The sequence below is a fragment of the Shewanella scandinavica genome (assembly GCF_031932065.1).
In the GTDB taxonomy this organism is placed as follows: Bacteria; Pseudomonadota; Gammaproteobacteria; order Enterobacterales; family Shewanellaceae; genus Shewanella; species Shewanella baltica.
In genome coordinates this window covers 1-25,109 of sequence record NZ_JAUOES010000018.1, presented here as the reverse complement: position 1 = coordinate 25,109, position 25,109 = coordinate 1, and the positions used below count along the sequence as shown (strand labels likewise).

Sequence of the window (25,109 nt, the reverse complement as noted above, 5' to 3'; positions counted from 1 at the left end):
TTAAGAGACCACTTAACGGGTTCGCAACTGTTCTTGCTGGGCCCGCGCCACTGCACTGGGGGGCATTTTAGCTGCTAACACCTGCAGTAAAGACAAGGCTTTTTTCTTCGTCGCCTCGTCCGCAAATACATCGTTATATAACCAGTGATAGGCCATCTCGTAATCCCTAGGACTACCATAACCTTCACCGAATAAACGCACTAACATCATACGAGCGGGTAAATCACCACTTGCAGCCGCAGGCAGTAAATAATGCACTGCTCTGTCTTTATTGCGGATGACAAATTTCCCACTCTGATAATACTCGGCAAGCTTTAACATCGCTTCTGAGCTACCTTGTTCGGCCGAGTCACGTAACAAAGCAATCCCCTTCACAGGGTTAGCCTTTACACAGGTTCCATAATTGAGCATTTCGCCCCAAAGGAATTGATATAAAGGCTGTTTTAAGACTTGGGCTCGCGCCTCAATGTCTTGAACTAACTGGCAATCATCACGTTTCACTTTCGCTAAATATTGATCGCTACGGATCAAATCAAGCAATTGGTCTTGGCTATAAATATCCACCGCCTGCGTTTGGGCAAAGCACATTGAAGATACTAAGGGCAGTAGCGCAACTAGTGCTGTACGTAGCATAACGACTCTCAATGACAATAGGGTGAATACTTGCATCGGCAGTATAACCTATTTCTTGAGCTTGAGCTGAATTCTTGAGCTAAACATCTAACCGCAGAAGGAAATAGAGAAAGGCATAAAGAAGTAGAGAAAAGGCCGTGAAACACGGCCTTAACAGGTCTTAATTGAACGGATTAACCAAAATCATGGTTTCGTTACGGTCAGGACCCGTAGAGATAATGTCGATTGGTGTTTCTAACAACTCTTCAAGACGCTTGATATAATTGATCGCTGCCGGTGGCAGTTGCTCAATTGATGTCGCGCCAAAAGTCGACTCGCTCCAACCTGGCATAGTTTCATAAACAGGCGTAACCAGTTCATAACCTTCAGCCGCAAGCGGGGTCACTTTAGAGATAGTGCCATCAGGATTCTGATAACCCACACAAATCTTCACTTCTTTCAGACCATCAAGTACATCTAACTTAGTCAAGCAGAAGCCACTCACACTGTTGATTTGAACTGCGCGGCGCATTGCCACAGCATCCAACCAACCTGGACGACGCTTACGACCCGTTGTCGCACCAAACTCATGACCTTTAGTACCTAAATGATCACCAACTTCACATAATAGTTCAGTTGGGAATGGACCTGCACCCACGCGAGTGGTGTAAGCCTTCATGATACCTAAGACATAGTCTAAGTGACGCGGACCAAAACCGCTGCCCGTCGCAACACCACCTGCAGTGGTATTTGAAGAGGTTACAAAAGGATAAGTTCCGTGGTCGATGTCGAGTAATGTACCTTGAGCGCCTTCAAACAGGATTGGCTCACCGGCTTTACGCGCAGTATCCAACAGTTCAGTCACGTCAACACACATGCTCTTCAGATAATCGGCCATAGCCAAAGCATCTGCTAGCGTTTGCTCGTAATCAACAGCTTCGACTTGATAATACTCTGTCAGCATAAAGTTATGGTATTTCATAACTTCTTTCAGCTTTTCAGCAAACAGTTCAGCATTGAACAGGTCGCCTACTCGCAGACCGCGACGGGAGATCTTGTCTTCATACGCAGGTCCGATTCCACGGCCAGTTGTACCAATAGCTTTATTGCCACGTGCTTTTTCACGGGCGATATCTAAGGCGCAATGGAATGGTAGGATCAGCGGACACGCTTCAGAGATCAACAGACGTTCCTCAACAGGAACACCACGATCTTTCAGCATGTTGATCTCTTTCATCAGGGCGTCAGGTGCAAGCACCACACCATTGCCAATAATGCATTTCACATTATCGCGCAAGATACCTGATGGGATCAGATGAAGAACGGTTTTTTCACCGTCGATAACCAAGGTATGACCAGCATTGTGGCCGCCTTGATAGCGAACTACATATTTTGCCTGTTCTGTTAGAAGGTCGACAATCTTACCTTTTCCTTCGTCACCCCATTGGGTGCCGAGAACAACTACGTTTTTGCCCATTATTTGCTGCAAGGTTGCGGTTAAAAAAGAATTTTAACAGATCTTAGTAAGCAAGGGCAAGCAGGCTGTTTTTTACGCAAAAATCACCAAGATCACCACTCCTGCCGTGACTAACGCGCCACCAAGTCGCTGGATAACCTGCTGATTTTGATGGGAGAGCTCATTTAAATAACGACGCCACTTGTTCGGAAAGAGTAAGGGTCCGACTCCCTCTAAAAGTAATACAAGTGCTACTGCCAGCATAAAAACTTGAAAAGTCATGCGCACCTCAAACTCAGTCGTTCAATACACATTGATTGTATATCAGCCCACTCCAACAACAGAGTCTCTTATTTAAATGAATTCGCCAGTACCATAAATTTTAGCCAATAAAAAACCCAGCATAGGCTGGGTTTTTTGATATTCCAAAAACGAATTAACGCTTAGAGAATTGTGGCTTACGACGTGCTTTACGTAGACCCACTTTCTTACGCTCAACTTTACGAGCGTCACGGGTAACGAAACCAGCAGAACGTAGTGATGGACGCAGTGCTTCATCTAATTGCATCAGAGCACGGGTAATACCGTGACGGATTGCGCCTGCTTGGCCAGTGATACCACCGCCTTTAACAGTTACATAGATGTCCAGCTTGTCAGTCATTTCAACTAACTCTAAAGGTTGACGAACAACCATACGAGCAGTTTCACGACCAAAATACTGATCCAAAGGACGTTGATTTACAACGATGTTGCCACTACCTGCTTTAGCGAAAACGCGAGCTGTAGAGGTTTTGCGACGGCCAGTGCCGTAGTACTGAGTTGCAGCCATTTGCTTAATCCCGTTTAGATATCAAGAACTTGAGGTTGTTGTGCAGTGTGGTTATGTTCTGCGCCAGCGTAAACTTTCAGTTTACGGAACATGGCACGGCCCAGAGGACCTTTTGGTAACATACCCTTAACTGCTTTCTCGATGATCATTTCTGGCTTTTGCGCTTGCAGCTTTTCAAAGCTGATTTGCTTAATGCCACCAGGGAAGCCTGAATGCGAGTAGTACGTTTTGCCTTTCGCTTTGTTACCAGTAACAGTCACTTTTTCAGCATTAACAACGATGATGTAATCACCGGTATCAACGTGTGGAGTGTATTCTGGCTTATGCTTACCGCGTAAACGGGTAGCAATTTCAGTAGCGATACGACCTAAAGTTTTGCCGTCTGCATCAACGACGAACCAGTCACGAGTTACGGTTTCTGGTGTAGCAGTAAAAGTCTTCATTATTACAAAAACCCAAAGTTAATTTTCTGTCTCACATGCTGCCTGCATTTGCAAACAACACAAAATTGCCTTTTAGTACCCCTTCGAGCACTGACTTCGGCTTACAACTTCCGCCCAATTGGCGGAGTAACGTGGGCAGGTGGCGGAGTATAGACAAAGCTGAGTTAAAAATCACCTGATATTTTGATAAAAATTATAAAATATCGACCAATCTGGCTTGTCATCCTAAGGATTAACAAGCCACTGGTGATTTAACACGGGAGTTAAAGCAAAACTCTTGCGTCGCTGGGTTAAGGCAGGTGCTCTGTTTTCAAATAATCGTGTGATTGCATCTCAATAAGACGCGAGCGACAACGTCTAAATTCGAAGTTAAGCAAGCCATCGGCGTAGATGTCTTCGAGTGGCACTTGGGCCGATACGATAAGCTTTACATTGCGCTCGTAAAACTCATCAACCATAGCTAAAAATCGTCTGGCGATATCATCACCGGTCAAAAATGCGCCCATTTGCTCAATGCCGCTGACCAGCACAGTATGGTAAATCCGCGCCAATTCCATGTAGTCACGCTGACTTCGCGGACCATCACAGAGCGCTCTAAAATCGGCCAACAATACGCCCTGCGCCTGCTGACGAATACTGATACTACGACCTTCGATTTCGATGTCGGCGGTAAGCACCTCAGACTCAGGCGCTAACTGGCTAAAATAACGCATAAGATTGGCATCGGCTTGTGCATCTAACGGATGATGATAAATCTCCGCTTGCTCAAGGGTGCGCAGTCGATAATCGATACCAGAATCCACATTGAGTACTTCACAATGTTGATTAATTAAGGCTATCGCGGGTAAGAAACGTGCCCGCTGTAAGCCATTTTTATATAAGTCGTCGGGGATGATGTTAGACGTAGCGACCAGCACAACGCCTTCTTTAAATAGCGCTTGAAACAGCGTACCTAACAACATGGCATCGGTAATATCGGAGACAAAGAATTCATCAAAACAGATAACGCGATATTTCGCGGCCATCTTTTTCGCAATCACCAGCAAGGGATCGCGCACGCCTTTCAGCTCATCTAAATCTAAATGTAGCTGATGCATGAAACGATGGAAGTGAGCCCGCAGCTTTTGATCGCCAGGCAAGGCATCAAAAAAAGTATCCATCAGATAGGTTTTACCGCGCCCCACACCGCCCCAAAGATACAGGCCTTTAGGTGAAGCAGGCGCCGATTTTAAGCCTAATGCACTAAACAATTTCCCTACGATAGAACTCGGCTCTTCCGCCGCCGTTAAGTCTTCATAGACACGTTGTAATGCTTTGACCGCAATTTCTTGGGCCGGATCGTGGGAAAAACCGTCACGGGTAAGATCTTTTTGATAATGCTGCCAAGGGCTTAACTGAGGCACTTTTTAATTCTCTTATGTCCTTTATTAAAACTGCGATGATATTAGCACGGCCAATGTGACGCAGGATATATTAATGCTGAATACGACTTTTGCCTCAACGCTAAACAGCATACAAACGGCGAATAAACCTCTATGCTGTAGGTCATTTTAATTGGCAAAATTTGCTGATATCAGGGCTTGAAAAATGAGTATCTTGCCCACAGTTTTCCACTCAGCAACGAGTATGAAACAGCCGATAAAATAGGCTCAAAAAAATTAACATTTGTTAATATGATGAACTTTTTCAATTAGGTGCGTGTCCGAATGGTTACCTAGGCAAATAGCCGGTATCGATACAGATTTGATCTGGCACTCGCACGATTGCTGATGCATTACATCCAGATCTTTCAACCCTTATTTGGAGTTATGAATAGATGAAAACAAAATTATCTGTACTTTCAGCCGCAATGTTAGCCGCGACCCTGACTATGATGCCTGTCGTCTCACAGGCCGCCATTCCACAGACGGTTGAGGGACAATCCATTCCAAGTCTTGCGCCTATGCTTGAGCGTACGACACCCGCAGTTGTGTCCGTAGCGGTTACGGGGACTCATGTTTCAAAACAAAGAGTGCCTGATGTTTTCCGTTACTTCTTTGGCCCCAATGCACCACAAGAGCAAGTGCAGGAACGTCCTTTTAGGGGCTTAGGCTCAGGGGTTATTATTGATGCTGAAAAAGGCTACATAGTCACTAACAATCACGTGATTGACGGTGCCGATGATATTCAAGTTGGTCTACATGACGGCCGTGAAGTTAAAGCCAAACTCATTGGTACTGACTCAGAGTCTGATATTGCATTACTGCAAATTGAGGCGAAAAATCTTGTCGCAATCAAGTCATCAGACTCTGACGACTTGCGTGTTGGTGACTTTGCCGTTGCCATTGGTAACCCCTTCGGCTTAGGGCAAACCGTGACTTCAGGTATTGTCAGTGCTTTAGGCCGTAGCGGTTTAGGCATAGAAATGCTGGAAAACTTTATTCAAACCGATGCTGCTATCAATAGTGGTAACTCAGGTGGTGCACTCGTTAACTTAAACGGGGAATTGATTGGGATTAACACCGCAATCGTAGCGCCGGGAGGTGGTAACGTCGGTATCGGCTTTGCTATCCCTGCCAATATGGTGAAAAACCTGGTCGCGCAAATTGCCGAACACGGTGAAGTACGCCGCGGGGTACTGGGGATTTCGGGACGCGATCTTGATAGCCAACTCGCCCAAGGCTTTGGTTTAGACACCCAGCACGGCGGCTTCGTGAATGAAGTAGCCAAAGACAGTGCCGCCGAGAAAGCCGGCATTAAAGCGGGTGATATCATTATCAGCGTCGATGGCCGTGGCATTAAGTCCTTCCAAGAACTGCGTGCTAAAGTCGCCACTATGGGCGCGGGTGCTAAGGTTGAGCTAGGACTCATCCGTGACGGTGATAAGAAAACCGTTAAAGTGACCTTAGGCGAAGCGAGCCAAACCAGTGAATCTGCTGCTGGCGCCGTACACCCTATGTTGCAAGGAGCATCCTTAGAAAACTCATCTAAGGGCATTGAAATTACCGATGTCGCCCAAGGTTCGCCTGCGGCTATGAGTGGCTTACAAAAAGGAGATGTGATTGTCGGTATTAACCGTACTGCAATTAAAGATCTAAAGACTCTTAAAGCACAACTAAAAGATCAAGAAGGTGCAGTTGCACTGAAGATTATGCGTGATAAAAGCATGTTGTATTTAGTCCTACGTTAATCGGCTAAATAGGCCATATTTTCTGCCACAGATAAGCATAGGGAGCTTAGGTTCCCTATGCTTACATAGATTAAACATGTTAATCTAACTCACCTTTTTCAAGATCCATCCTGCCATGACGATAAAAGACACACTACTATATCTCGGTAAAGCCACCCTTTTTGGTCTTATCATGGCGGCCATGTTTTTATTGGTAACCCGTTATTTCGATAACCAGTCCCTCGGTAATAGTCTGCTACAAACCCGAGCCAACAACACAGTCGAGCTCTCCTTTGCCAAGGCGGTCCGCCGCGCAGCACCTGCCGTTGTTAACATTTATAGCCTCAGCATAGATCAAAATCGCCCGCTTAACTCGGGTTCGCTACAAGGGCTAGGTTCTGGGGTGATAATGAGCAAAGAAGGCTATATTCTTACGAATTATCATGTCATTAAAAAGGCCGACGAAATTGTTGTCGCCCTGCAAGATGGACGCAAATTTACCTCTGAAGTGGTTGGTTTTGATCCTGAAACTGATTTATCGGTACTCAAGATTGAAGGCGATAACTTACCGATTGTCCCCGTTAACCTCGACAGTCCGCCTCAAGTTGGTGATGTCGTGCTCGCCATTGGTAATCCCTATAATTTAGGCCAAACCATTACCCAAGGCATCATCAGTGCCACGGGTCGTAACGGCTTAAGTTCTGGTTACTTAGACTTTTTGCAAACCGATGCGGCGATTAATGCCGGTAACTCTGGAGGCGCGCTCATTGACACTAACGGCAGCCTTATCGGTATTAATACCGCAGCATTCCAAGTGGGTGAAGAAGGCGGCGGCCATGGGATTAACTTCGCTATCCCAATTAAATTGGCCCACAGCATTATGGGTAAGTTGATTAAAAACGGCCGCGTGATCCGTGGTGCTTTGGGTATTTCTGGCGAGCCAATTAACCCTGTTGTGGCGCAGATCCTTAATCTACCCGACCTAAAAGGTGTGCTTGTTACGGGTGTCGATCCTAATGGCCCAGCGGCGCGAGCCCTCTTAATGCCAAGGGATGTAATTATTAAATACGATGGTGAAGATGTGCCAGGTGTTGAAATGCTGATGGACCGCATCGCTGAAACCACACCGGGTAAGAAAGTGTTGATGACTGTGATACGCCAAGGTAAACAACAGGAGTTACCTGTGATTATCGATGAGAAGGTTGTGGTCGATAACTAGAGTCGCGCCCCTCATTGCGTAGCACACTAAAACGCAGACAACAAAAAACCAGCTTTTAAGCTGGTTTTTTAATGGGTCGAGATTTTAATCTCTCAGGCCTAACTCAATAGCTCAATAACTCGTTACTGAGTACGCACAACCTGCGCGCCTAAACCTTGGAACTTATTCTCAATGTGCTCGTAACCACGGTCTAAGTGATAGATACGATCGACAATCGTCTTACCATCGGCCACTAAACCCGCAATCACTAGACTCGCTGACGCGCGTAAATCCGTCGCCATCACCTGCGCACCACTTAAGGATTCAATCCCTTGGATGATGCAGGTATTACCTTCAAGCTCCATGGTTGCACCCATACGAATAAGCTCTGGTACGTGCATAAAGCGGTTTTCGAAGATGGTCTCGGTAATCGTTGCCGTGCCTTGCGCTAAGGCATTAAGCACACAGAACTGCGCCTGCATATCCGTTGGGAAACCGGGATAAGGTGCCGTCTTGATATTGACCGCCTTTGGACGCTTACCTTGCATATCGAGCTCAATCCAATCTTCGCCCGTCGTAATCTTAGCGCCCGCATCTTCAAGCTTAGCGATAACTGACTCAAGTGATGCAGGATCGGCTTTTAGGCAACGAATACGCCCACGAGTTACCGCAGCAGCAACCAGGAACGAACCGGTTTCGATACGGTCTGGCATCACGCGGTAATTACAGCCCTGTAAACGCTCAACCCCTTGAATACGCAAGGTTGCACTGCCTACGCCGGTGATTTTTGCGCCCATGGCAATCAAGCAATTGGCCAAATCGATCACTTCAGGTTCGCGCGCCGCGTTTTCAATCACGGTTTCGCCATCGGCCAACGCCGCAGCCATCAGCAAGTTTTCGGTTGCACCGACACTGACCATGTCCATGAAAATGTGTGCGCCCTTAAGACGACCATCAACACGGGCTTTAATATAGCCTTCTTTCACTTCAATCTTGGCACCCATCATTTCGAGGCCATGTAAGTGTAAGTTAACCGGTCTTGCGCCAATGGCACAGCCGCCTGGCAATGACACGTCTGCGGTACCATAACGCGCCAATAACGGCCCTAAGATTAAGATAGACGCGCGCATGGTTTTCACGAGATCGTAGGGAGCGCAAAACTCATTCAGATTAGTGGTTGAAATGCGGATCTGTCCGTCGCCAAGCTCAGTCACTTCAGCACCGAGGCAGCGTAATAATTTACAGCTAGTAGTCACATCGCGAAGATTCGGCACGTTAGAAACCACAAAATCGGTTTCGGCCAATACGCCTGCCATCAGAATAGGCAGAGCCGCATTTTTAGCACCTGAAATGATCACATCACCGGCAAGCGGGGGGCTTGCCTGAATTGTTAGTTTATCCACTTTTCCTCACTAGCTAGGCATGTTGAAAACTTTTTCGCGTTTCCATTGAGTCGGCGTGAAAGTTTTGATCGTTAATGCATGTAATTCACCGCTGGCAATGTGTGCCGTCAACGGTGCATAAATGGCTTGTTGCTGTTTGACTCGGCTCATACCATCGAAGCATTCGCCTACGGCGATCACTTTATAATGGCTACCATCCGAGCTAGCGTGAACTTCTTCAAGCCCTAACGCATCACGTAAAATCTGTTCGATTAAGCTGCATTCCATGAAATCTATTACCCTATTCTCAATGCGCTTCTTCGGTAAAGAAGGCATGTAAATCATATAAATCGATGAGTTTTTTAAGTTGTGGTGAGGCAGAACTCAATTCAAGTTGGCTGCCATGTTCACGCACTAACGCCAGCAAAAATGCCATACCAGCGCTATCACTGTATTCAAGCCCAGATAAAGACAATATCTGAGTAGACTCGCCCAGCAGTTGTTGCCGCTGTGGCCAAAGTGTAATGACATCGGCTTGGGTTATGCGCCCTTTGAGATGACAAACTGTGCCTTGTTGCACAAATTCAATCACGACTGCGACTTCCCTGATTTAGCCTTGATGGTCACTTTTTCTTTAGTGCGATCTTCAAGCATCTTAATCACAGGATCGATACCCTGCTGACGAATCAGATTCGAGATTTCAGACTGCTTAGAAGACAGTAAGCTCACACCTTCGGCAACTAAATCAAATGCCTTCCACGAGTCATCCTTTAAACGGCGCGCCTTAAACAGCAGTTTAATCGGCGGGCGACCAGCTTCGATGATCTGCACGTTTACATCGACCATTTTCTCTTTGCTGAAATCAACCCCAGGTGAAAATTCCACTTTTTGATTGGTGTATTCAGTAAAAGCTTGGGCATAAGTCGACACTAAATAACCTTCAAAGGCATCGACGAAACGATTACGCTGATCTTCGGTTGAATCCTTAAGATATTGGCCTAAGACTTTGTAAGATGCGTATTTATAATCGACATAAGGCATTAGTTCTTCACGAACGATCACCTTTAAATGATCTGAGTCAGCATCGATTAACGCTTTATCTTTATGAAAACGATCGAAGGTTTTATTAGCAACGGCTTTCACCATGGCATACGGGTCCATAGTGTCGACCACCACATCGGCGGCAACAGCGCTCGTTGCCCCTAAAACCATCACTAACGGCAGTAAAAAACGAGATAAGTTTTTAAACATAGCGGTAACCCCTATTTATCCTTCGAACCCATACTATATAAGAACTGACCAATCAGTTCCTCCAACACTAATGCTGAACGCGTGTCATCAATCTTATCGCCATCTTTAAGCATACTGACATCATCGTCGACAAAACCCGGTGTTAACCCTAAGAATTGCTCGCCCAATAAACCCGAAGTTAAAATTGCTAAACTACTGGTTTCTGGGAATTTATCGTAACGTTTATCCATCACTAAGGTGACCACAGCCACTAACTTAACGGGATCTAAATCAATGCCACTGACGCGGCCAACCACAACACCGCCGACCTTAACGGGCGAACGTACCTTCAAGCCACCAATATTGGTGAAATTGGCTTTTATGGTATAAGTGCTATCGCTGCTTTTAACTTCAATATTGGCGACGTTAAAGACTAAGACCAAAAAAGCGGCCAATCCCGTTAAAAGAAACACACCCACTAATAATTCAATTTTTCGTGTCAACATGTTCAGCTACCACTCTGTTAATCCATCTTACCTGTGTCGAAATCCGCAGTGTTCCGTTAGCGGCCAAACATCAGGGCTGTCAGTAAAAAATCTAATGCCAATACAGCGAGGCTCGACTGAACCACAGTCTGAGTCGTTGCACGGCTGATGCCTTCCGGATTTGGGATCACTTGATAACCGCGATATAACGCAATCCAAGTCACCACTACGGCAAACACACCACTCTTGATCAGGCAGTTAACTATGTCCTGACGCCATTCGACCGACGCCTGCAGAATCGACCAAAACGCCCCGCTGTCGATTCCTTTCCATTCCACGCCGACAATGTGACCACCGTAAATACCCACAGCGGTAAACATTAACGCCAGCAATGGCATACTGATCACCCCAGCCCAAAAGCGCGGTGCAATAATCTGCCTTAATGGGTCGATAGCCATCATCTCTAAACTGGAAAGCTGCTCAGTACTTTTCATTAAACCAATTTCAGCGGTTAAGGCTGAACCCGCACGTCCCGCAAACAAAAGTGCGGTAACCACGGGCCCTAACTCACGCAGTAAACTGAGCGCCACCATAGGACCTAAGCTTTCTTCGGTGCCAAAACCAACTAAGATGTTATAGCCTTGCAGTGCGAGCACCATGCCGATAAAGAGTCCTGAGACTAAAATAATCACCATGGATTGCACACCGACCACATAAATCTGGCGCACTAATAATGGAAAACCTTTACGCACGCGTGGCCAGCGAAAAATCGCACCCCACAGCATAAGGCCTGCACGGCCAAAACCGAGCACTAACTCAATTGCGCTGCGGCCCAAGTCGGCAATACTGTCTATTAACTTCACTTGCCAACTCCTTTTGCCATCAATTCTTGTTGGTAATCATTCGCCGGATAATGGAACGGCACAGGGCCATCGGGCGCGCCTTGAATAAACTGTTTAAGCTGTGGATTGTCGGCGTACTTCAATTCTTCTGGCGTGCCATGGGCGATGACTTTTTTGTCGGCCACCACATACACATAATCGGCAATACCGAGGACTTCATCCACATCATGTGACACCACAATGGAGGTCAGATTCAGCGCATCGGATAACTCACGGATCAGCTTCACTAACACGCCCATAGAGATAGGATCTTGGCCGGCAAAAGGTTCATCGTACATCACCATTTCAGGCTCAAGTGCGATGGCTCTGGCCAATGCCGCGCGGCGCTGCATACCACCGGATAATTCACTTGGCATCATCTGGGCGGCACCACGTAAACCTACGGCTTCGAGCTTCATCAGCACGATAGTGCGAATAATGTCTTCTGGCAGACCTGAATGTTCGCGCAGCGCAAAGGCCACGTTATCGAACACGTTGATGTCGGTAAACAACGCGCCGCTTTGAAACAGCATGCTCATCCGCTTACGCAGACTAAATAATTCATTGCGACTCACACCATGGATATCGTGGCCATCAAATAGCACTTGTCCGTGGTCAGGCGTTAATTGGCCGCCGATCAACTTTAACAGGGTCGTTTTGCCTATGCCGCTCGGCCCCATGATCGCCGTCACCTTGCCCCTTGGAATGGACAGGCTAATATCTTCATATATCACACGCTGACCGCGGCTAAACCCCAAATTACGGATCTCAACCAACGGCGTTTGTTCTTGAGTCATGCTTGATTCCGACATTTGCAAAAGAGGTGATCCTAGTCTTCCTAGACTGACCAATCGAAGAGCCGCAAATTGTACGTAATTGCGCTTTAACCTACAACCGAATCGACACTATCGCCCTGCGATACTTTCAATTTGCCTCATTTACAGCGAAAATGCGCCCTAAGTTTTCACTCTGCACAGGTAAAATGTTACTTAATGTTTTCAACCTAGTTGCAGAATTGGCGATATTGGCTAATTCGTTCGCACTTAGCTCGCTCTTCGTCCACTTTTAGGTGCGATGAGTCGATATACGAGTGTGAAATAGAGGCATCCAGTGCGGTAATACCCGGCGCGATACGGGATAAATCCATTGAAATAAACGACAAAGACGATGATATTGCTCAAGACCTTCGACCGCTAAACAGGTTATTGTGCATGAGTAGCTGCCGCAGCTGAACTTGACGAGTCGGATCAATCGCTCTAGCCTGCCGCAATTGTTTTGTTGTTTTAGGGAATTCACCACAACAAGACATAAGCTAAATCGTCTGAAAACAAACTAAAACTTGGCAGAAAGCCTATTACATATCATCTTTATCGCGTACCAAATTGTGCTATTCCAATCCCATCAATGGGGCGACAAAGACAATGCAAAAAGAGAGATAGACATGGTAGACAAATCACAACTGCGCCAATGGGGCTGTAAAGTTATCGACATTGAAAAGTCAGCCCTAGACAATCTTTATCAATATGTTGATTCGGCCGAATTTGCAGAAGCTTGCGAGTTGATCCTCAACTGCACAGGCAAAGTGATTGTCATGGGAATGGGCAAGTCGGGCCATATCGGCAATAAGATTTCTGCCACCCTCGCCAGCACAGGAACGCCCGCATTTTTTGTGCATCCGGGTGAAGCCAGCCACGGCGATCTCGGTGTACTAGCCGATAACGATGTGATTTTAGCGATTTCAAATTCCGGTGAGTCGAGCGAAATCCTCACCTTAATGCCCGTCATCCAACGTATGGGCGTGCCCGTTATCGCGGTAACAGGTAAACCCGAATCGAACATGGCACGCTTGTCTAAAGTGCATTTATGTATTGAAGTACCCGAAGAGGCTTGCCCACTGGGACTCGCGCCAACGTCAAGCACTACCGCGACCTTAGTGATGGGCGATGCGATTGCCATTGCGCTACTACAAGCGAAAGGCTTTACCCGTGATGACTTTGCTATGTCCCATCCTGGCGGTGCTTTAGGACGCAAGTTATTGTTAAAAGTCTGCGATGTCATGCATAGCGGTGATGACTTACCGCTCGTTAACCACGATATTTGCATCACAGAAGCCCTGTACGAAATCTCCAAAAAAGGCTTAGGCATGACGGCGATTATCGATGATCAGCGCAAGCTGGTTGGTATCTTCACCGATGGTGATTTACGCCGCGTTATCGATGCCGAAGTGAATCTACGTACTACGCCCATCGCCGATGTGATGACCCGTAACTGCGTGACCATCACCGACGGTGTGTTGGCCGCCCAAGCTCTGCAAGTGATGGACTCAAAAAACATCAACGGATTAATTGTTATCGATAAAGACCGCCATCCAATCGGCGCTCTTAACATGCTAGACATGGTTAAAGCAGGAGTCATTTAATGCCACAGCAAGGATTTTACGGCCCAATCAGTGATGATGTGTGGCAACGCGCGCAAAAGATTAAACTGTTGATCTGTGACGTCGACGGGGTGTTTTCCGACGGTCGTATTTACCTAAGCAATAGCGGCGAAGAGCTAAAAGCCTTCCACACCCGCGACGGCTATGGCGTGCGCTCGATACTCACCAGCGGTTTTAATCTTGCGGTGATTACTGGACGTCAATCCAAAATCGTTGAAAACCGTATGACGGCGCTTGGCGTAACCCATATCTACCAAGGCGTAGACAATAAGTTCGAGCCCTATGAAGCATTGCTCGCACTCTATGGCGTTACCCCAGAAGAAGTGGCGTATATCGGTGATGACATTGTCGATCTACCAGTAATGAATGTCGTCGGTTTAGCAGTCAGCGTAGCCGATGGTCATCCCTATGTTCGTCAGCACGCCCACTTTGTGACTACGCTCAATGGCGGCCACGGTGCCTTGCGTGAACTCACAGATCTATTGCTACTCAGTCAAAATAAATTCACTTCGGCCCATGGAATGAGTATATGAGTCGTGTGACACTCGCGATTATCGCTTTTTTTGGAACGGCATTAGTGCTTTATTGGCAAGTGCAGAACAAACACAGCGGTGATACCGATAACAGAGTAAAAGATCAAAATACCCCAGATTTCATCGTTGAAGATCTGCGCAGTGTTGAGTTCAATGAACAAGGGCTAGTCAATAGCCGTGTGACGGCGAAACACATGGAACATTATGATTCAACGAATCAAACTTACTTTACTCAACCTGTTTATCTTGTTTATCCAGACCAAGGTAAAGCACAATGGCAACTCAGAGCAGATCAGGGCAAGCTAAACAAGGAAACGGGCAAGGTTGTATTAGAAAACAATGTTATTATTGATGCCATTAGCCCAGAAGAACCGATCCAGACCTTGTCCACCAGTTATCTGGAACTCGATCTCAATACGATGATAATGACCTCTGACCGCACCATTTACGTCACAGGGAAAGATTTTAATATTCAAGGCCAAGGCCTTTATGCCGACCTCAACGCGCAAGAAGTGCAATTGACCAGTCAGGTAGTAGGAACATATGAAGCAAAATAACGTATTACTTGCCAGCCTAATGCTAATAATGAGCATGAGCGCCTTTGCTAAAGTCGACGACCTGAAACAGGAAGTCAAAATCAAGGCTGTGAGCCAAACGGCAGATATCAAGAACAACCAGATCATCTTCTTTGGTCCGGTTGAAGTCACCCAAGGTTCGATTAAAATCCATGCAGATCAACTGCGTGCATTTTCTGCCGAAGGTGAAAATAGCAAAATTTTAGTGGCCACTGGCAACCCTGCGACGTACAGCCAAGTATTAGACGATGGCCGTCCAGCCTCGGCGAGCGCGAAAGAAATTCGTTACGATATGGCGAGCCGCACCCTGACACTTAAAGGTCTAGCCTCGTTAGATCAAGCAGGCAGCCAAGTGACGGGTAATTTGATCCGCTACAACATCATCCAGCAAAAATTAATTGCCGAGAGTACCGGCAGTGGTGACGATCGCGTGATCACGATTATTCAGCCAGAAAGCTATCAAGATGATGCCAAACCAGACGCGCCAGCAGATAAACCTGTGAAAAAGCAGGACTCTAAATGACCCAAATCACCCTAAGAGCACAAAATCTGGCGAAGAGTTACAAGAGTCGCCAAGTGGTTAAAGACGTCAGTCTGACGGTAAAAACCGGTCAGGTCGTTGGCCTACTCGGCCCGAACGGCGCGGGTAAAACTACCACCTTTTACATGGTCGTCGGTCTGGTTAAAAGCGATAAAGGCCACATTTTTATCGACGATGATGATTTAACCGCAGATCCTATGCACCTGCGCGCCCGCAAAGGCATAGGTTACTTGCCACAGGAAGCCAGTATCTTCCGTAAACTGACCGTCCATGACAACATCATGGCCGTGCTGCAAACGCGTAAAGAATTAAAAAAAGAGCAAAGGGAAGAAGAGCTAGAACATCTGCTTGAAGAGTTCCACATCACCCACATCCGTGACAGCCAAGGCATGTCATTGTCGGGCGGTGAACGTCGCCGTGTCGAAATTGCGCGGGCGTTAGCAGCAAATCCTAAGTTCATTTTGCTCGATGAACCCTTTGCTGGTGTCGATCCGATTTCGGTTATCGACATTAAAAAGATTATCGAACAGCTCAAAAGTCGTGGCCTTGGCGTGTTGATCACAGACCACAATGTCCGTGAGACATTAGATGTGTGTGAACATGCCTATATCGTGAGTCACGGAAACTTGATTGCCGAAGGAACACCCGCAGAGATCTTAGACAATCAGCAAGTTAGGGCTGTGTACTTAGGTGAACAATTCAGGCTATAGTTAATCAAGCGGAGCCAATGCAGGTAATTTATGCCACCATTGGACTCCACTCAAGATGATAACAAGCGACCTCATCCAACAATAATAACGTAGGGATCAGCGGTAACATGAAAGCGTCACTCCAGCTCAAACTGGGTCAACAGTTAACCATGACGCCACAATTACAACAGGCCATACGTCTGTTGCAACTGTCGTCATTAGAACTGCAGCAAGAGATCCAGCAAGCCTTAGATTCTAATCCCCTTCTCGAGCTGGAAGAGGATCAATTCGACGCCACTAAAGACCCTGTAAACCAAACGCTATCCGATACGGATTTCAGTGAATCTAGCACCCTGCCGCCAGAAAAAGACAGCTCCACCATAGACACGGCAGAGTCGCTCACGAAAGAGTCCATGCCCGACGAACTCCCCATGGACACCACATGGGATGAAGTGTTCACCGCCTCCCCTAATTCTGGCCCCGGCGGCAGTCGTGAAGATGATATGCCCTTCCAAGGTGAGACCAGTGAAGGCTTGTATGAGCACTTAGAATGGCAAAAAAACCTCACACCGTTTTCTGAAACTGATTTAGCCATTGCCACCGCCATTATTGATGCCATTGACGATCAGGGCTATCTCACCCAAAGCACTGAAGAAATTCTCGAAGCGATGGGCAATCCTGAAGTTGAGCTTGACGAAGTCGAAGCCGTACTCAAGCGCATTCAACATTTTGATCCCATTGGTGTTGCCGCCCGCGATTTAAGCGAGTGCCTGCTGATCCAACTGTCGCATTTCGCCGCTGACACTCTACACCTCGAAAATGCCCGCATGTTGATCAAAGATCATTTAGATCTGATCGCCGCGCGCGATTTTAGATTGTTGATGCGTAAGACTAAATTAAAAGAGGATGAGTTAAGGGACGGCATCGCGCTTATCCAAACCCTCAATCCCCGCCCAGGTTTATTGATTACGCCCAACGATGACGAATACGTCATCCCAGATGTGTCTGTGTCGAAGAAGAATGGCCGCTGGGTGGTTGAACTTAACCCAGACTGCATGCCAAAAATCAATGTAAATCAACACTATGCATCGATGGCGCGCAGTACTAAAAACCAAGCAGATAGCCAATTTATTCGTGGCCATCTGCAAGAGGCTAAATGGTTTATCAAAAGCCTAGAAAGCCGTAACGACACTTTACTTAAAGTTGCGAATTGCATAGTGCAATATCAGCAAGGTTTCTTCGAATACGGTGAAGAAGCCATGAAACCTATGGTGCTTAACGATATTGCCGAAGCGGTAGAAATGCATGAGTCCACCATCTCACGGGTGACCACCCAAAAATACATGCATACCCCTAAGGGACTTTTTGAACTAAAATACTTCTTCTCTAGCCACGTCGGAACTGACGATGGTGGGGAGTGCTCATCCACAGCAATCAGAGCCTTCATTAAGAAACTGGTTGCAGCGGAAAACCAGAAAAAACCATTAAGCGACAGTAAGATGGCACAACTTCTGGCAGAACAAGGGATCAACGTAGCCCGCAGAACCATTGCGAAGTACCGAGAGGCTATGCTCATTCCGCCTTCTAATCAGCGTAAAAGTTTATAACCTACAGTGGATATCGGAGGACGTTTCTATGCAAATAAACCTGAGTGGACACCATGTCGAAATTACCGAATCGTTACGCGCATATGTAGAAGAAAAGTTTTCAAAACTTGAACGCCATTTCGAACAGATCAATAATGTGCACGTTGTGCTCAATGTCGAGAAAATGCAACAGATTGCCGAAGCGAGAATAAATCTTATCGGTGGTGAAGTTTTTGCAACTTCAGAGCATGCTGACATGTATGCCGCTATAGACGCCCTGATTGACAAGCTTGATCGTCAGGTTATTAAACACAAAGAGAAGTTAACAAAACACTAATAATGGAACTTTGTACCATACTGCGGCCGGAGTGCACTACCTGCGCCACTCCGGGCAGCAAGAAAAAGGTACTGGAACTCATCAGCGACTTAGTCGCTGCCCAGTACCCGACCCTCTCATCTCAAGAGATATTCGAAAGCCTAGTGGCGCGCGAAAAGATGGGGAGCACAGGTATAGGGAACGGCATCGCCATTCCACATGGTCGATTAACCGATATAGAGCAGCCCATTGCCATACTCATTAAGTGTGAAGAGCCGATAGCATTCGATGCTATCGATAAGCAACCTGTTGATATTTTATTTGCACTACTGGTGCCTGCAGACCAATGTCAGCAGCACTTAAGTACCTTGTCTTGCATGGCCGAAAAGCTGAGCGACAAGCAAATATTAAAGCAATTACGCAAGACGCATGATGAAACGGAACTCTATCAGGTAATCACTGGATGAAACTGGTCATAGTGTCGGGCCGCTCAGGCTCAGGCAAATCTGTCGCCCTAAGGGTACTCGAAGATCTCGGCTATTATTGTGTCGATAACCTTCCCTTGCCCTTAATCGGCACTTTGCTTGAGCAACTCAAAGGCAGTAACGATCTCGTCGCCATCAGTGTCGACGTGCGTAACATGCCTGAGCAGGATAAAGTCTTAGTGAAGCAACTCGCGAGCCTGCCTCCTGATACTGAGTTAACCAGCTTCTTCCTCAATTCCAGCGATAAAATTCTGCTTAAGCGTTACAGCGAGACCCGCCGTTTGCATCCTTTGTCGAAGAGCCAAGTCTCTTTGCAAGAAGCGATAAAGCTGGAAGGGAAACTGCTCGAGCCTATGTCAAAACTGGTCGATCACTACATAGATACGTCGAATCTGAATATCTATGATTTAAGCGATCAAGTGAGACAAATTCTGCTCGGCAGCGTCGATAAAGAGTTAGTGATCAACTTCGAGTCCTTTGGCTTTAAGCACGGTATGCCAACTGAAGCCGACTTTATGTTTGATGTACGCTTTCTGCCTAACCCACACTGGGAGCTGGCGCTACGTCCATTGACTGGCTTAGATGAACCCGTGGCTGAATTCTTAAATCGTCAACCACTCGTGAATAAGTTCATCTGGCAAATCGAGAATTTACTGGAAACTTGGCTGCCGCATCTCGAGCGCAACAATCGCAGTTATTTAACTGTAGCGATTGGCTGCACGGGTGGACAACACAGATCGGTTTACGTCGCAGAGCAATTGGCTAAACGCTTTAGTAACGGTAAACATAAAGTTTATGCCCGCCATCGAGAGCTGAATAATGCCAAAGCTTGAACGTCAGATCACCATCTGTAACAAACTGGGATTACATGCCCGTGCCGCCACTAAGTTGGTGGTACTGGCATCCGAGTTTGATGCGACCATCACCTTAATACAAGGCGATAAACAGGCATCGGCCGCCAGCGTGCTTGGCTTATTGATGCTTGAGACTGGCATGGGTAAAACCATTAAGCTTATCGCCGAAGGTCCAGATGCTGAGCCCGCTCTGGATGCCATTTGTGCCTTGATCGATGCTAAGTTTGACGAAGCCTGTTAGTTTCATTTCATACTCAGCGTTCCACACAGACACTCAGATTAGTACACATCACACTTAGCACTGCGTATTTGTGCAGTTCACATCTCGTTTCAAAAGCTTGGCGACACATTTGTCGCTCGACGACACGAACCATAGGCGATTACACTAGCGAGCATTACCGCTGACTCACCTTAGTCTTAGCCGCCTTAATCTATGCGTAAAACGCATGACCTATGCCAGAGCGCTCTATCTGTGACTGAAGCATAGCTATCGCGAAGTCACCGCTAAGTCTCAGCCCTGCGCCAAGTAGCGCACTCTCGAACCAATTTGCCGCACAGTGGCAGACAACTATGGAGGACAAATGCCCGTAGATAATTCAGAAAACGCTCACACCGGACATAGTCTCGACCAGTTAAACCAAGCGCTTAGCAGTGGCATGTTTGTACACGTACGTAACATGCTGCAAAAAATGGCCGCCTCAGATATCGCGCTGATCTTAGAATCCTCACCACCCAGCGCCAGACAAGTGCTGTGGCAGCTTATCGATCAAGAACAAATAGGCGACATACTCGACGAGTTAAGCGAGGAACTCAAAGATCCGCTGATCCGCAGCATGAGTCCTGAGCGAGTTGCGAAAGCGACGGCGAGTATGGACACCGACGATCTGGCCTATATTCTACGTAGTCTTCCCGATGCCGTTTACAAGCAAGTGCTGCAGTCGATGACAGAACAAAACCGCCAGCGGGTAGAACAGGCCTTATCCTATCCCGATGAGACCGCCGGCAGCTTGATGAACACAGATACCGTTACTCTAAGACCCGATGTAAATATCGATGTGGTGCTGCGCTATCTTCGCCAAAGGGGCAACCTGCCAGACACCACAGATACCTTATATGTCGTCGATAAACAGGACAAAGTGCTCGGCGGTGTCAGGCTGGCAGATCTACTGACTTGCGCGCCAAGCACCACAATTCGCAACATCATGGACCCCGATATCCAAAGTATTCCTGTGAGCATGTCCGACAGTGAAGTGGCGCAGAAATTCGAACGCAATGACTGGGTATCAGCTCCCGTCGTTGACAGCGATGGCAAGCTGCTAGGACGGATCACAATCGATGACGTGGTCGATGTTATCCGCGAAGACGCCGAGCATTCCATGATGGGGATGGCGGGGATGGATGATGACGAGGATACGTTTGGCCCAGTGCTAAAAAGTACCCTACGTCGCTCACTCTGGCTCACGATTAACTTGTTCGCTGCACTGCTCGCCTCCTCTGTCAGCAATATGTTTGAAGGCACTATCGAGCAATTTGCCACTATCGCTATCTTGATGACAATTGTCCCTAGCATGGGCGGTGTGGCCGGTAATCAAACCTTAGCGCTCGTGATCCGTGGTATTGCTTTAGGCCATATCGGCCAAAGCAACGCCCGTTGGCTTATTGGTAAAGAATTATCGATTGGCTTTCTCAATGGCTTAATGTGGTCAATTTTGGTGTTTATTGCCGTGTTGCTGTGGAAGGATGATATGGCACTGGCGGGCTTAATTGGTAGCGCCATGCTGATCAACATGACAGTGGCAGGTCTTGCAGGTGCGAGTATTCCATTGATTTTAAAACGCCTTAAAATCGATCCTGCCCTCGCGGGCGGCATGGTGCTCACCACAGTCACTGACGTGGTTGGTCTGTTCGCCTTCCTCGGATTAGCCACGCTCTACCTGATGCACTAACGCACTAATTCTTTAACGCTTTTACAGTTTGAGTTGATAACAAAAACGGCACCAAAAAGGATGCCGTTTTTTTATCTCGCTGGAAAACTAAATAAGGCTATTTTGCCGGAGGTTGAAAACCATAACGACTCAGAATCGCTTGGCCTTTTGCCGATAGAATAAACTCAGCTAACGGCTTAGCGGCATCATTGGCGCCCTGCAAAACCAATAAACCATAGTCGGCCCCCACGGCGAGTTCCTGCGGTAAGTCAATGATTTGTAGACTCGGCACTTCTTGTTTAGCCAGCACAGCATTAGTGCAGTAGGTTAAAAAGATATCCGCTTGTTTGTTTTCCATCACCCAGCCATAGGGATTGCGATCTTTAGGCGGTTTAGCACTCTCAGGGCCTCCCGTCAGTTGCAATGCCTTGGTCTCTAACGCGGCTTTCGCATTGGGTTTTACCGCTTCTGCCTTAGCAAAAACGGCCCAGGCATAGTCCCCCGCCGGATCGGCTTTCGGGGTTGAAGTGCCAACTTTGACCTTAGGATCTAACAAGGTATCGAGTAGCGTTGCGCTCGTCACTTGGACATTATCTTGGGCAACCGCGCAGAGTTGATTACGGGCAAACATTTGCACCGCTTTCCCCTGACCCGCATCCACTAACGCCTGCGGATGTTTCATATTCGCCGAGGCAAAAATATCGACTTTTTCACCCTCTTGAATGCGTTTTAGCAATAAACCTGATGGCGCATATTGTGCCGCAACACTCGTTTGCGACTCGGCTTGATAAGCGGCAATAATATCTTTCATCGCAGTCTTTAAACTGCCTGCGGCGCGCAGCTCTATCGGCGCCGCTCCTGTGGTCACTTCGGCTTTCATCGGCATTCCTTGTGCAGCAGCCACCATGATGACAGGGCTTAAACTCAAGGCGACTAACAGGTGTTTGCTTATCATAGTCATATTCTCCTCTGGGCGCTAAAAGTCATTCTTGTGACTTATCCCCATACAGAACGTGAAATCGGTAAAGGGATCAAGCTGAACTCATCCCAAGGCAAACCGCTGTGATGTGATTGTGGTGTAGATCACCCAAAACACAGGTTAGAGAGGACAAATTGTCTAGCTTAAATCTGCGAGGCACTTACCGCTAAATATGCCTAACACAGAAACAAAAAAGTCGCCCTCAGGCGACTTTTGTAAAACTAGAATGCTTCACTTGCCTACTGACCCGTCGGCGTTAATACAATCTCAACACGGCGGTTTTGTGCGCGGCCGTTTGCATTTGCATTTGATGCGATAGGACTCGCTTCCCCCATGCCTTTTGATTTTACACGGGCAGAGGCGACGCCTTTGCTCATCAAGTAATTACCCACTTCACCCGCACGTACTTGTGACAGACGTAAATTGTAAGAGTCTGAGCCACTGCTATCGGTATAACCTAATACGTTAAGCTGTGTTTTGCTGTATTCCTTGGCCACAACCGCCACTGAGTTCAGCACGCGTTTAGCGCCGTCGCTTAACTCGGTTTGATCTACGCCGAAGGTGACTTCATTAGGCATGTTCAAAATGATGTTATCGCCGCTACGGGTCACACTCACGCCCGTTGAAGCGAGTTGTTGACGTAATTTGGTCTCTTGCACATCCATGTAATAACCAATACCACCGCCGACTGCAGCGCCTGATGCAGCACCAATTAAGGCACCTTTACCGCGGTCGCTTTTGCTCGAAGAGACTACGCCAATGGCAGCCCCTGCGACGGCACCAATCAATGCACCACTGGTCGCTTTAGCGGTTTGTTGTTCGTTTGAATAGGGATTGATTGTTGTACAACCCGATGCAACTAGCGCGGTCGTCAATACCACTATGGCTAACAGGGATGGTTTAGATTGCACTGCCTGAAAACACTTCATCATTTATAACCTCTTTATATGATTGATGATTGTGAATACTGCTCAAAGGGCACGAAATATCACTTCACACTAGGTAATACGAATGACCTAGGGATTGCCACAAGGCTGGCAGTATATACCCAAACAACCTGAAGATGCAGGATTCAGCGGGAGTTTAACGCACTTTAGGCAAGGCGGTTATTTGCGGACCTAGTGGACTAAGTTAAAAATAACCAACACGGCATAAAGTGCGTTAAAACCCGCCGGGACGGAGCGCCTAGGGCACTCCACTTCCGTGTTGCATCAATTCAAAAGGTGGCCGACATTCTGTCATTGATGCGCCTTGAATTGAAGCACCCTAGGCGCTCTGAAACTCGTATCTTCAGGTAGCTTGGGTATATAGACAATTGCGCTCGAGACAATCCTTTATACATATTCAATTCTGCTAATCCAGATTTTAGTCAGCAAAGATACAGATTTCGGGCTTCAATCTTGGCTTAGACCGCCCTGCTCCATATCAAGCCGAAGGCACCGAAATAGTGCGTCTTGCACTGTTTTTGGCAGCACTAAAAAATCACGCCGTTTTAATCGAATAAGCAAGAACATGATTTTAAACATTAAAATAAAAATTAGAATATTGGCACGAATTTTACATACTACTAAGTGAGTAGACAGTCAGACGCGGTAGAAATCGCCGAAAACTCAAGTCGACTTCAACAGGATTAATCCAAATTAAATGGACCTATCGAGACAGAAAATGCACTCGAGTATTTAGGGTCATAAAGGAGGAAGTATGAAAACAGTCATGAACTTTATCGCACTATGTCGCCACGAATGGATTTGTCTGCGCCACCTAGGTCTGAGCCAGTGGGATTTAGAACAGCGTCACTATCATCAATAAAAGGCAATGCAAACGGTCATATTTTAGTTAGAAAGCAGTAAAAGAGGGAACGCTCATGGGAATCGCAGAAAATAGTCTCAAGCTACATGTTATCACCGAGGTTAAAGTGCAAGGTCGCTTACTGTCGGATGTTGCACGTCAATACGGTTTATCTGCCAAGGCAGTTTACCAATGGGTGCGGGAAAGCGATCTGCAACCCCAGCAAAGAGAATGCGCATTAATGAGCGAGATTGCCCAACTGCAGAAAAGGATTAAACAGCTCAATAACGAGCTACGCACCATAGGTTAAGCGCTGCATGGCAATTAAGCGCCTGTACAACAAGTTAAACGTGCCCGAATAGACAAGGCCGGACGAGATTGCATATCGCCCTGCTGATAACGCTAACGATGTAAAAGATGTGCTAACAACAATAATAACAGCGCCCTTTTTAGTCCGGCCTTGTCGTCCAAATTGTTAAGCGAGAAAAATTAAGATTAAGAAAGTTAACCAGTTTAGGCAGAGTCGGATGGGTATCTATTATCGCTCCCCAACGACCTAAGATATGAATTGTGCAAATAACAATAATAAGTGTGCTGTTTACGACTATCTGACTCTGTCACTTTATTGATGAACCCAGCGAAGATTGGGAAATAGTATTAAAACCGACAAACGAAACGAACAGAGACAATGCAAAAGTTTCGGCAAGACTGGGGAGGGAGTTATCTCTGTAGTGGTA

Annotated in this window: 31 protein-coding genes; 15 read left to right on the top strand and 16 right to left on the bottom strand. The window is 47.0% G+C overall.

All coding sequences use genetic code 11. From position 1 onward, the window contains the following. Nucleotides 1-12 precede the first annotated feature (12 nt). From motX to zapE, 6 genes are all read right to left on the bottom strand, one after another. Entirely contained in the window at nt 13-669 is a 657-nt protein-coding gene (gene motX, locus Q4Q50_RS15165) for a flagellar protein MotX (RefSeq protein WP_012088243.1), read from the bottom strand. A gap of 124 nt (nt 670-793) precedes the next feature. Continuing rightward, a complete protein-coding gene (locus Q4Q50_RS15160) occupies nt 794-2,089 on the bottom strand; it encodes an adenylosuccinate synthase (RefSeq protein ID WP_311900015.1) in 1,296 nt (431 codons plus the stop codon). Nucleotides 2,090-2,161: 72 nt separating this feature from the next. Further along, nucleotides 2,162-2,350, bottom strand: coding sequence for a DUF2065 domain-containing protein (locus Q4Q50_RS15155; protein ID WP_006083051.1), 189 nt, complete (start codon nt 2,348-2,350; stop codon nt 2,162-2,164). 154 nt (nt 2,351-2,504) lie between these two features. Next, the gene (gene rpsI, locus Q4Q50_RS15150) at nt 2,505-2,897 is read right to left on the bottom strand and encodes a 30S ribosomal protein S9 (protein WP_006083052.1); all 393 of its coding nucleotides are present in this window, start codon (nt 2,895-2,897) and stop codon (nt 2,505-2,507) included. A 14-nt stretch (nt 2,898-2,911) separates the two neighbouring features. Beyond that, a complete protein-coding gene (gene rplM, locus Q4Q50_RS15145; protein ID WP_006083053.1) occupies nt 2,912-3,340 on the bottom strand; it encodes a 50S ribosomal protein L13 in 429 nt (142 codons plus the stop codon). A gap of 290 nt (nt 3,341-3,630) precedes the next feature. Continuing rightward, a complete protein-coding gene (gene zapE, locus Q4Q50_RS15140) occupies nt 3,631-4,743 on the bottom strand; it encodes a cell division protein ZapE (protein WP_115335535.1) in 1,113 nt (370 codons plus the stop codon). A gap of 413 nt (nt 4,744-5,156) precedes the next feature. Between zapE and degQ the strand changes: the two genes are divergently transcribed. Further along, nucleotides 5,157-6,509 carry a Do family serine endopeptidase DegQ gene (gene degQ / locus Q4Q50_RS15135; protein ID WP_220776415.1) on the top strand — a complete coding sequence of 451 codons (1,353 nt, stop codon included), beginning with the start codon at nt 5,157-5,159 and terminating at the stop codon, nt 6,507-6,509. A gap of 115 nt (nt 6,510-6,624) precedes the next feature. Then, nucleotides 6,625-7,707 carry an outer membrane-stress sensor serine endopeptidase DegS gene (gene degS, locus Q4Q50_RS15130; protein WP_012088236.1) on the top strand — a complete coding sequence of 361 codons (1,083 nt, stop codon included), beginning with the start codon at nt 6,625-6,627 and terminating at the stop codon, nt 7,705-7,707. 122 nt (nt 7,708-7,829) lie between these two features. Here the strand turns inward: degS and murA are convergent, their stop codons facing one another. From murA to Q4Q50_RS15090, 8 genes are all read right to left on the bottom strand, one after another. Then, on the bottom strand, nt 7,830-9,089 hold the full coding sequence (gene murA / locus Q4Q50_RS15125) for a UDP-N-acetylglucosamine 1-carboxyvinyltransferase (protein WP_006083057.1): 1,260 nt from the start codon (nt 9,087-9,089) through the stop codon (nt 7,830-7,832). Between the two features lie 9 nt (nt 9,090-9,098). After that, nucleotides 9,099-9,356 (bottom strand): BolA family protein, encoded by a 258-nt coding sequence (locus Q4Q50_RS15120; protein WP_006086065.1) that lies wholly within the window; start codon nt 9,354-9,356, stop codon nt 9,099-9,101. Nucleotides 9,357-9,375: 19 nt separating this feature from the next. Beyond that, nucleotides 9,376-9,660 (bottom strand): STAS domain-containing protein, encoded by a 285-nt coding sequence (locus Q4Q50_RS15115; protein WP_006086066.1) that lies wholly within the window; start codon nt 9,658-9,660, stop codon nt 9,376-9,378. Beyond that, entirely contained in the window at nt 9,657-10,319 is a 663-nt protein-coding gene (locus Q4Q50_RS15110) for an MlaC/ttg2D family ABC transporter substrate-binding protein (protein ID WP_071938629.1), read from the bottom strand. The genes Q4Q50_RS15115 and Q4Q50_RS15110 overlap by 4 nt, the downstream gene beginning before the upstream one ends. 11 nt (nt 10,320-10,330) lie before the next feature. After that, on the bottom strand, nt 10,331-10,804 hold the full coding sequence (gene mlaD, locus Q4Q50_RS15105) for an outer membrane lipid asymmetry maintenance protein MlaD (protein ID WP_006083061.1): 474 nt from the start codon (nt 10,802-10,804) through the stop codon (nt 10,331-10,333). 56 nt (nt 10,805-10,860) lie between these two features. Next, nucleotides 10,861-11,646 carry a lipid asymmetry maintenance ABC transporter permease subunit MlaE gene (mlaE, locus tag Q4Q50_RS15100; RefSeq protein WP_006083062.1) on the bottom strand — a complete coding sequence of 262 codons (786 nt, stop codon included), beginning with the start codon at nt 11,644-11,646 and terminating at the stop codon, nt 10,861-10,863. Further along, nucleotides 11,643-12,461: a phospholipid ABC transporter ATP-binding protein MlaF gene (mlaF, locus tag Q4Q50_RS15095; RefSeq protein ID WP_063882287.1), complete on the bottom strand. Its 819-nt coding sequence runs from the start codon at nt 12,459-12,461 to the stop codon at nt 11,643-11,645. Before mlaF ends, mlaE begins: the two co-directional genes overlap by 4 nt. Before the next feature lie 206 nt (nt 12,462-12,667). Further along, nucleotides 12,668-12,826 carry a hypothetical protein gene (locus Q4Q50_RS15090; protein WP_311900012.1) on the bottom strand — a complete coding sequence of 53 codons (159 nt, stop codon included), beginning with the start codon at nt 12,824-12,826 and terminating at the stop codon, nt 12,668-12,670. A 279-nt stretch (nt 12,827-13,105) separates the two neighbouring features. Between Q4Q50_RS15090 and Q4Q50_RS15085 the strand changes: the two genes are divergently transcribed. From Q4Q50_RS15085 to mgtE, 11 genes are all read left to right on the top strand, one after another. Then, a complete protein-coding gene (locus Q4Q50_RS15085) occupies nt 13,106-14,083 on the top strand; it encodes a KpsF/GutQ family sugar-phosphate isomerase (protein ID WP_006086070.1) in 978 nt (325 codons plus the stop codon). Then, nucleotides 14,083-14,634 carry a 3-deoxy-manno-octulosonate-8-phosphatase KdsC gene (gene kdsC, locus Q4Q50_RS15080; RefSeq protein WP_006083065.1) on the top strand — a complete coding sequence of 184 codons (552 nt, stop codon included), beginning with the start codon at nt 14,083-14,085 and terminating at the stop codon, nt 14,632-14,634. Before Q4Q50_RS15085 ends, kdsC begins: the two co-directional genes overlap by 1 nt. Continuing rightward, nucleotides 14,631-15,191: an LPS export ABC transporter periplasmic protein LptC gene (gene lptC, locus Q4Q50_RS15075; RefSeq protein ID WP_006083066.1), complete on the top strand. Its 561-nt coding sequence runs from the start codon at nt 14,631-14,633 to the stop codon at nt 15,189-15,191. The genes kdsC and lptC overlap by 4 nt, the downstream gene beginning before the upstream one ends. Further along, entirely contained in the window at nt 15,178-15,732 is a 555-nt protein-coding gene (gene lptA, locus Q4Q50_RS15070; protein WP_006083067.1) for a lipopolysaccharide transport periplasmic protein LptA, read from the top strand. The genes lptC and lptA overlap by 14 nt, the downstream gene beginning before the upstream one ends. Then, nucleotides 15,729-16,460 (top strand): LPS export ABC transporter ATP-binding protein, encoded by a 732-nt coding sequence (gene lptB / locus Q4Q50_RS15065; RefSeq protein WP_006086073.1) that lies wholly within the window; start codon nt 15,729-15,731, stop codon nt 16,458-16,460. Before lptA ends, lptB begins: the two co-directional genes overlap by 4 nt. 107 nt (nt 16,461-16,567) lie before the next feature. Further along, nucleotides 16,568-18,046, top strand: a complete 1,479-nt coding sequence (locus tag Q4Q50_RS15060; protein ID WP_311900008.1) for an RNA polymerase factor sigma-54 — start codon at nt 16,568-16,570, stop codon at nt 18,044-18,046. 28 nt (nt 18,047-18,074) lie between these two features. After that, a complete protein-coding gene (hpf, locus tag Q4Q50_RS15055; RefSeq protein ID WP_006083070.1) occupies nt 18,075-18,362 on the top strand; it encodes a ribosome hibernation promoting factor in 288 nt (95 codons plus the stop codon). Between the two features lie 2 nt (nt 18,363-18,364). Beyond that, nucleotides 18,365-18,808: a PTS IIA-like nitrogen regulatory protein PtsN gene (ptsN, locus tag Q4Q50_RS15050; RefSeq protein ID WP_311900007.1), complete on the top strand. Its 444-nt coding sequence runs from the start codon at nt 18,365-18,367 to the stop codon at nt 18,806-18,808. Beyond that, the gene (rapZ, locus tag Q4Q50_RS15045; RefSeq protein WP_006083072.1) at nt 18,805-19,659 is read left to right on the top strand and encodes an RNase adapter RapZ; all 855 of its coding nucleotides are present in this window, start codon (nt 18,805-18,807) and stop codon (nt 19,657-19,659) included. The genes ptsN and rapZ overlap by 4 nt, the downstream gene beginning before the upstream one ends. Next, nucleotides 19,646-19,921 (top strand): HPr family phosphocarrier protein, encoded by a 276-nt coding sequence (locus Q4Q50_RS15040; protein WP_006083073.1) that lies wholly within the window; start codon nt 19,646-19,648, stop codon nt 19,919-19,921. The genes rapZ and Q4Q50_RS15040 overlap by 14 nt, the downstream gene beginning before the upstream one ends. Before the next feature lie 340 nt (nt 19,922-20,261). Beyond that, nucleotides 20,262-21,626: a magnesium transporter gene (mgtE, locus tag Q4Q50_RS15035; protein WP_311900005.1), complete on the top strand. Its 1,365-nt coding sequence runs from the start codon at nt 20,262-20,264 to the stop codon at nt 21,624-21,626. 97 nt (nt 21,627-21,723) lie between these two features. Here mgtE and Q4Q50_RS15030 read toward each other — a convergent pair whose 3' ends face one another. Beyond that, a complete protein-coding gene (locus tag Q4Q50_RS15030; protein WP_311900004.1) occupies nt 21,724-22,560 on the bottom strand; it encodes a molybdate ABC transporter substrate-binding protein in 837 nt (278 codons plus the stop codon). Here Q4Q50_RS15030 and Q4Q50_RS15025 point away from each other — a divergent pair. Next, on the top strand, nt 22,546-22,671 hold the full coding sequence (locus Q4Q50_RS15025) for a hypothetical protein (RefSeq protein WP_301336287.1): 126 nt from the start codon (nt 22,546-22,548) through the stop codon (nt 22,669-22,671). The genes Q4Q50_RS15030 and Q4Q50_RS15025 overlap by 15 nt on opposite strands. Nucleotides 22,672-22,823: 152 nt before the next feature. On the opposite strand, the gene Q4Q50_RS15020 is transcribed toward Q4Q50_RS15025, so the two are convergent. Next, nucleotides 22,824-23,513 carry a YiaD family glycine zipper/OmpA-like lipoprotein gene (locus Q4Q50_RS15020; RefSeq protein ID WP_162096847.1) on the bottom strand — a complete coding sequence of 230 codons (690 nt, stop codon included), beginning with the start codon at nt 23,511-23,513 and terminating at the stop codon, nt 22,824-22,826. A 935-nt stretch (nt 23,514-24,448) separates the two neighbouring features. Here Q4Q50_RS15020 and Q4Q50_RS15015 point away from each other — a divergent pair. Further along, a complete protein-coding gene (locus tag Q4Q50_RS15015) occupies nt 24,449-24,682 on the top strand; it encodes a transposase (RefSeq protein WP_006083078.1) in 234 nt (77 codons plus the stop codon). The last annotated feature ends 427 nt before the right edge of the window (nt 24,683-25,109 follow it).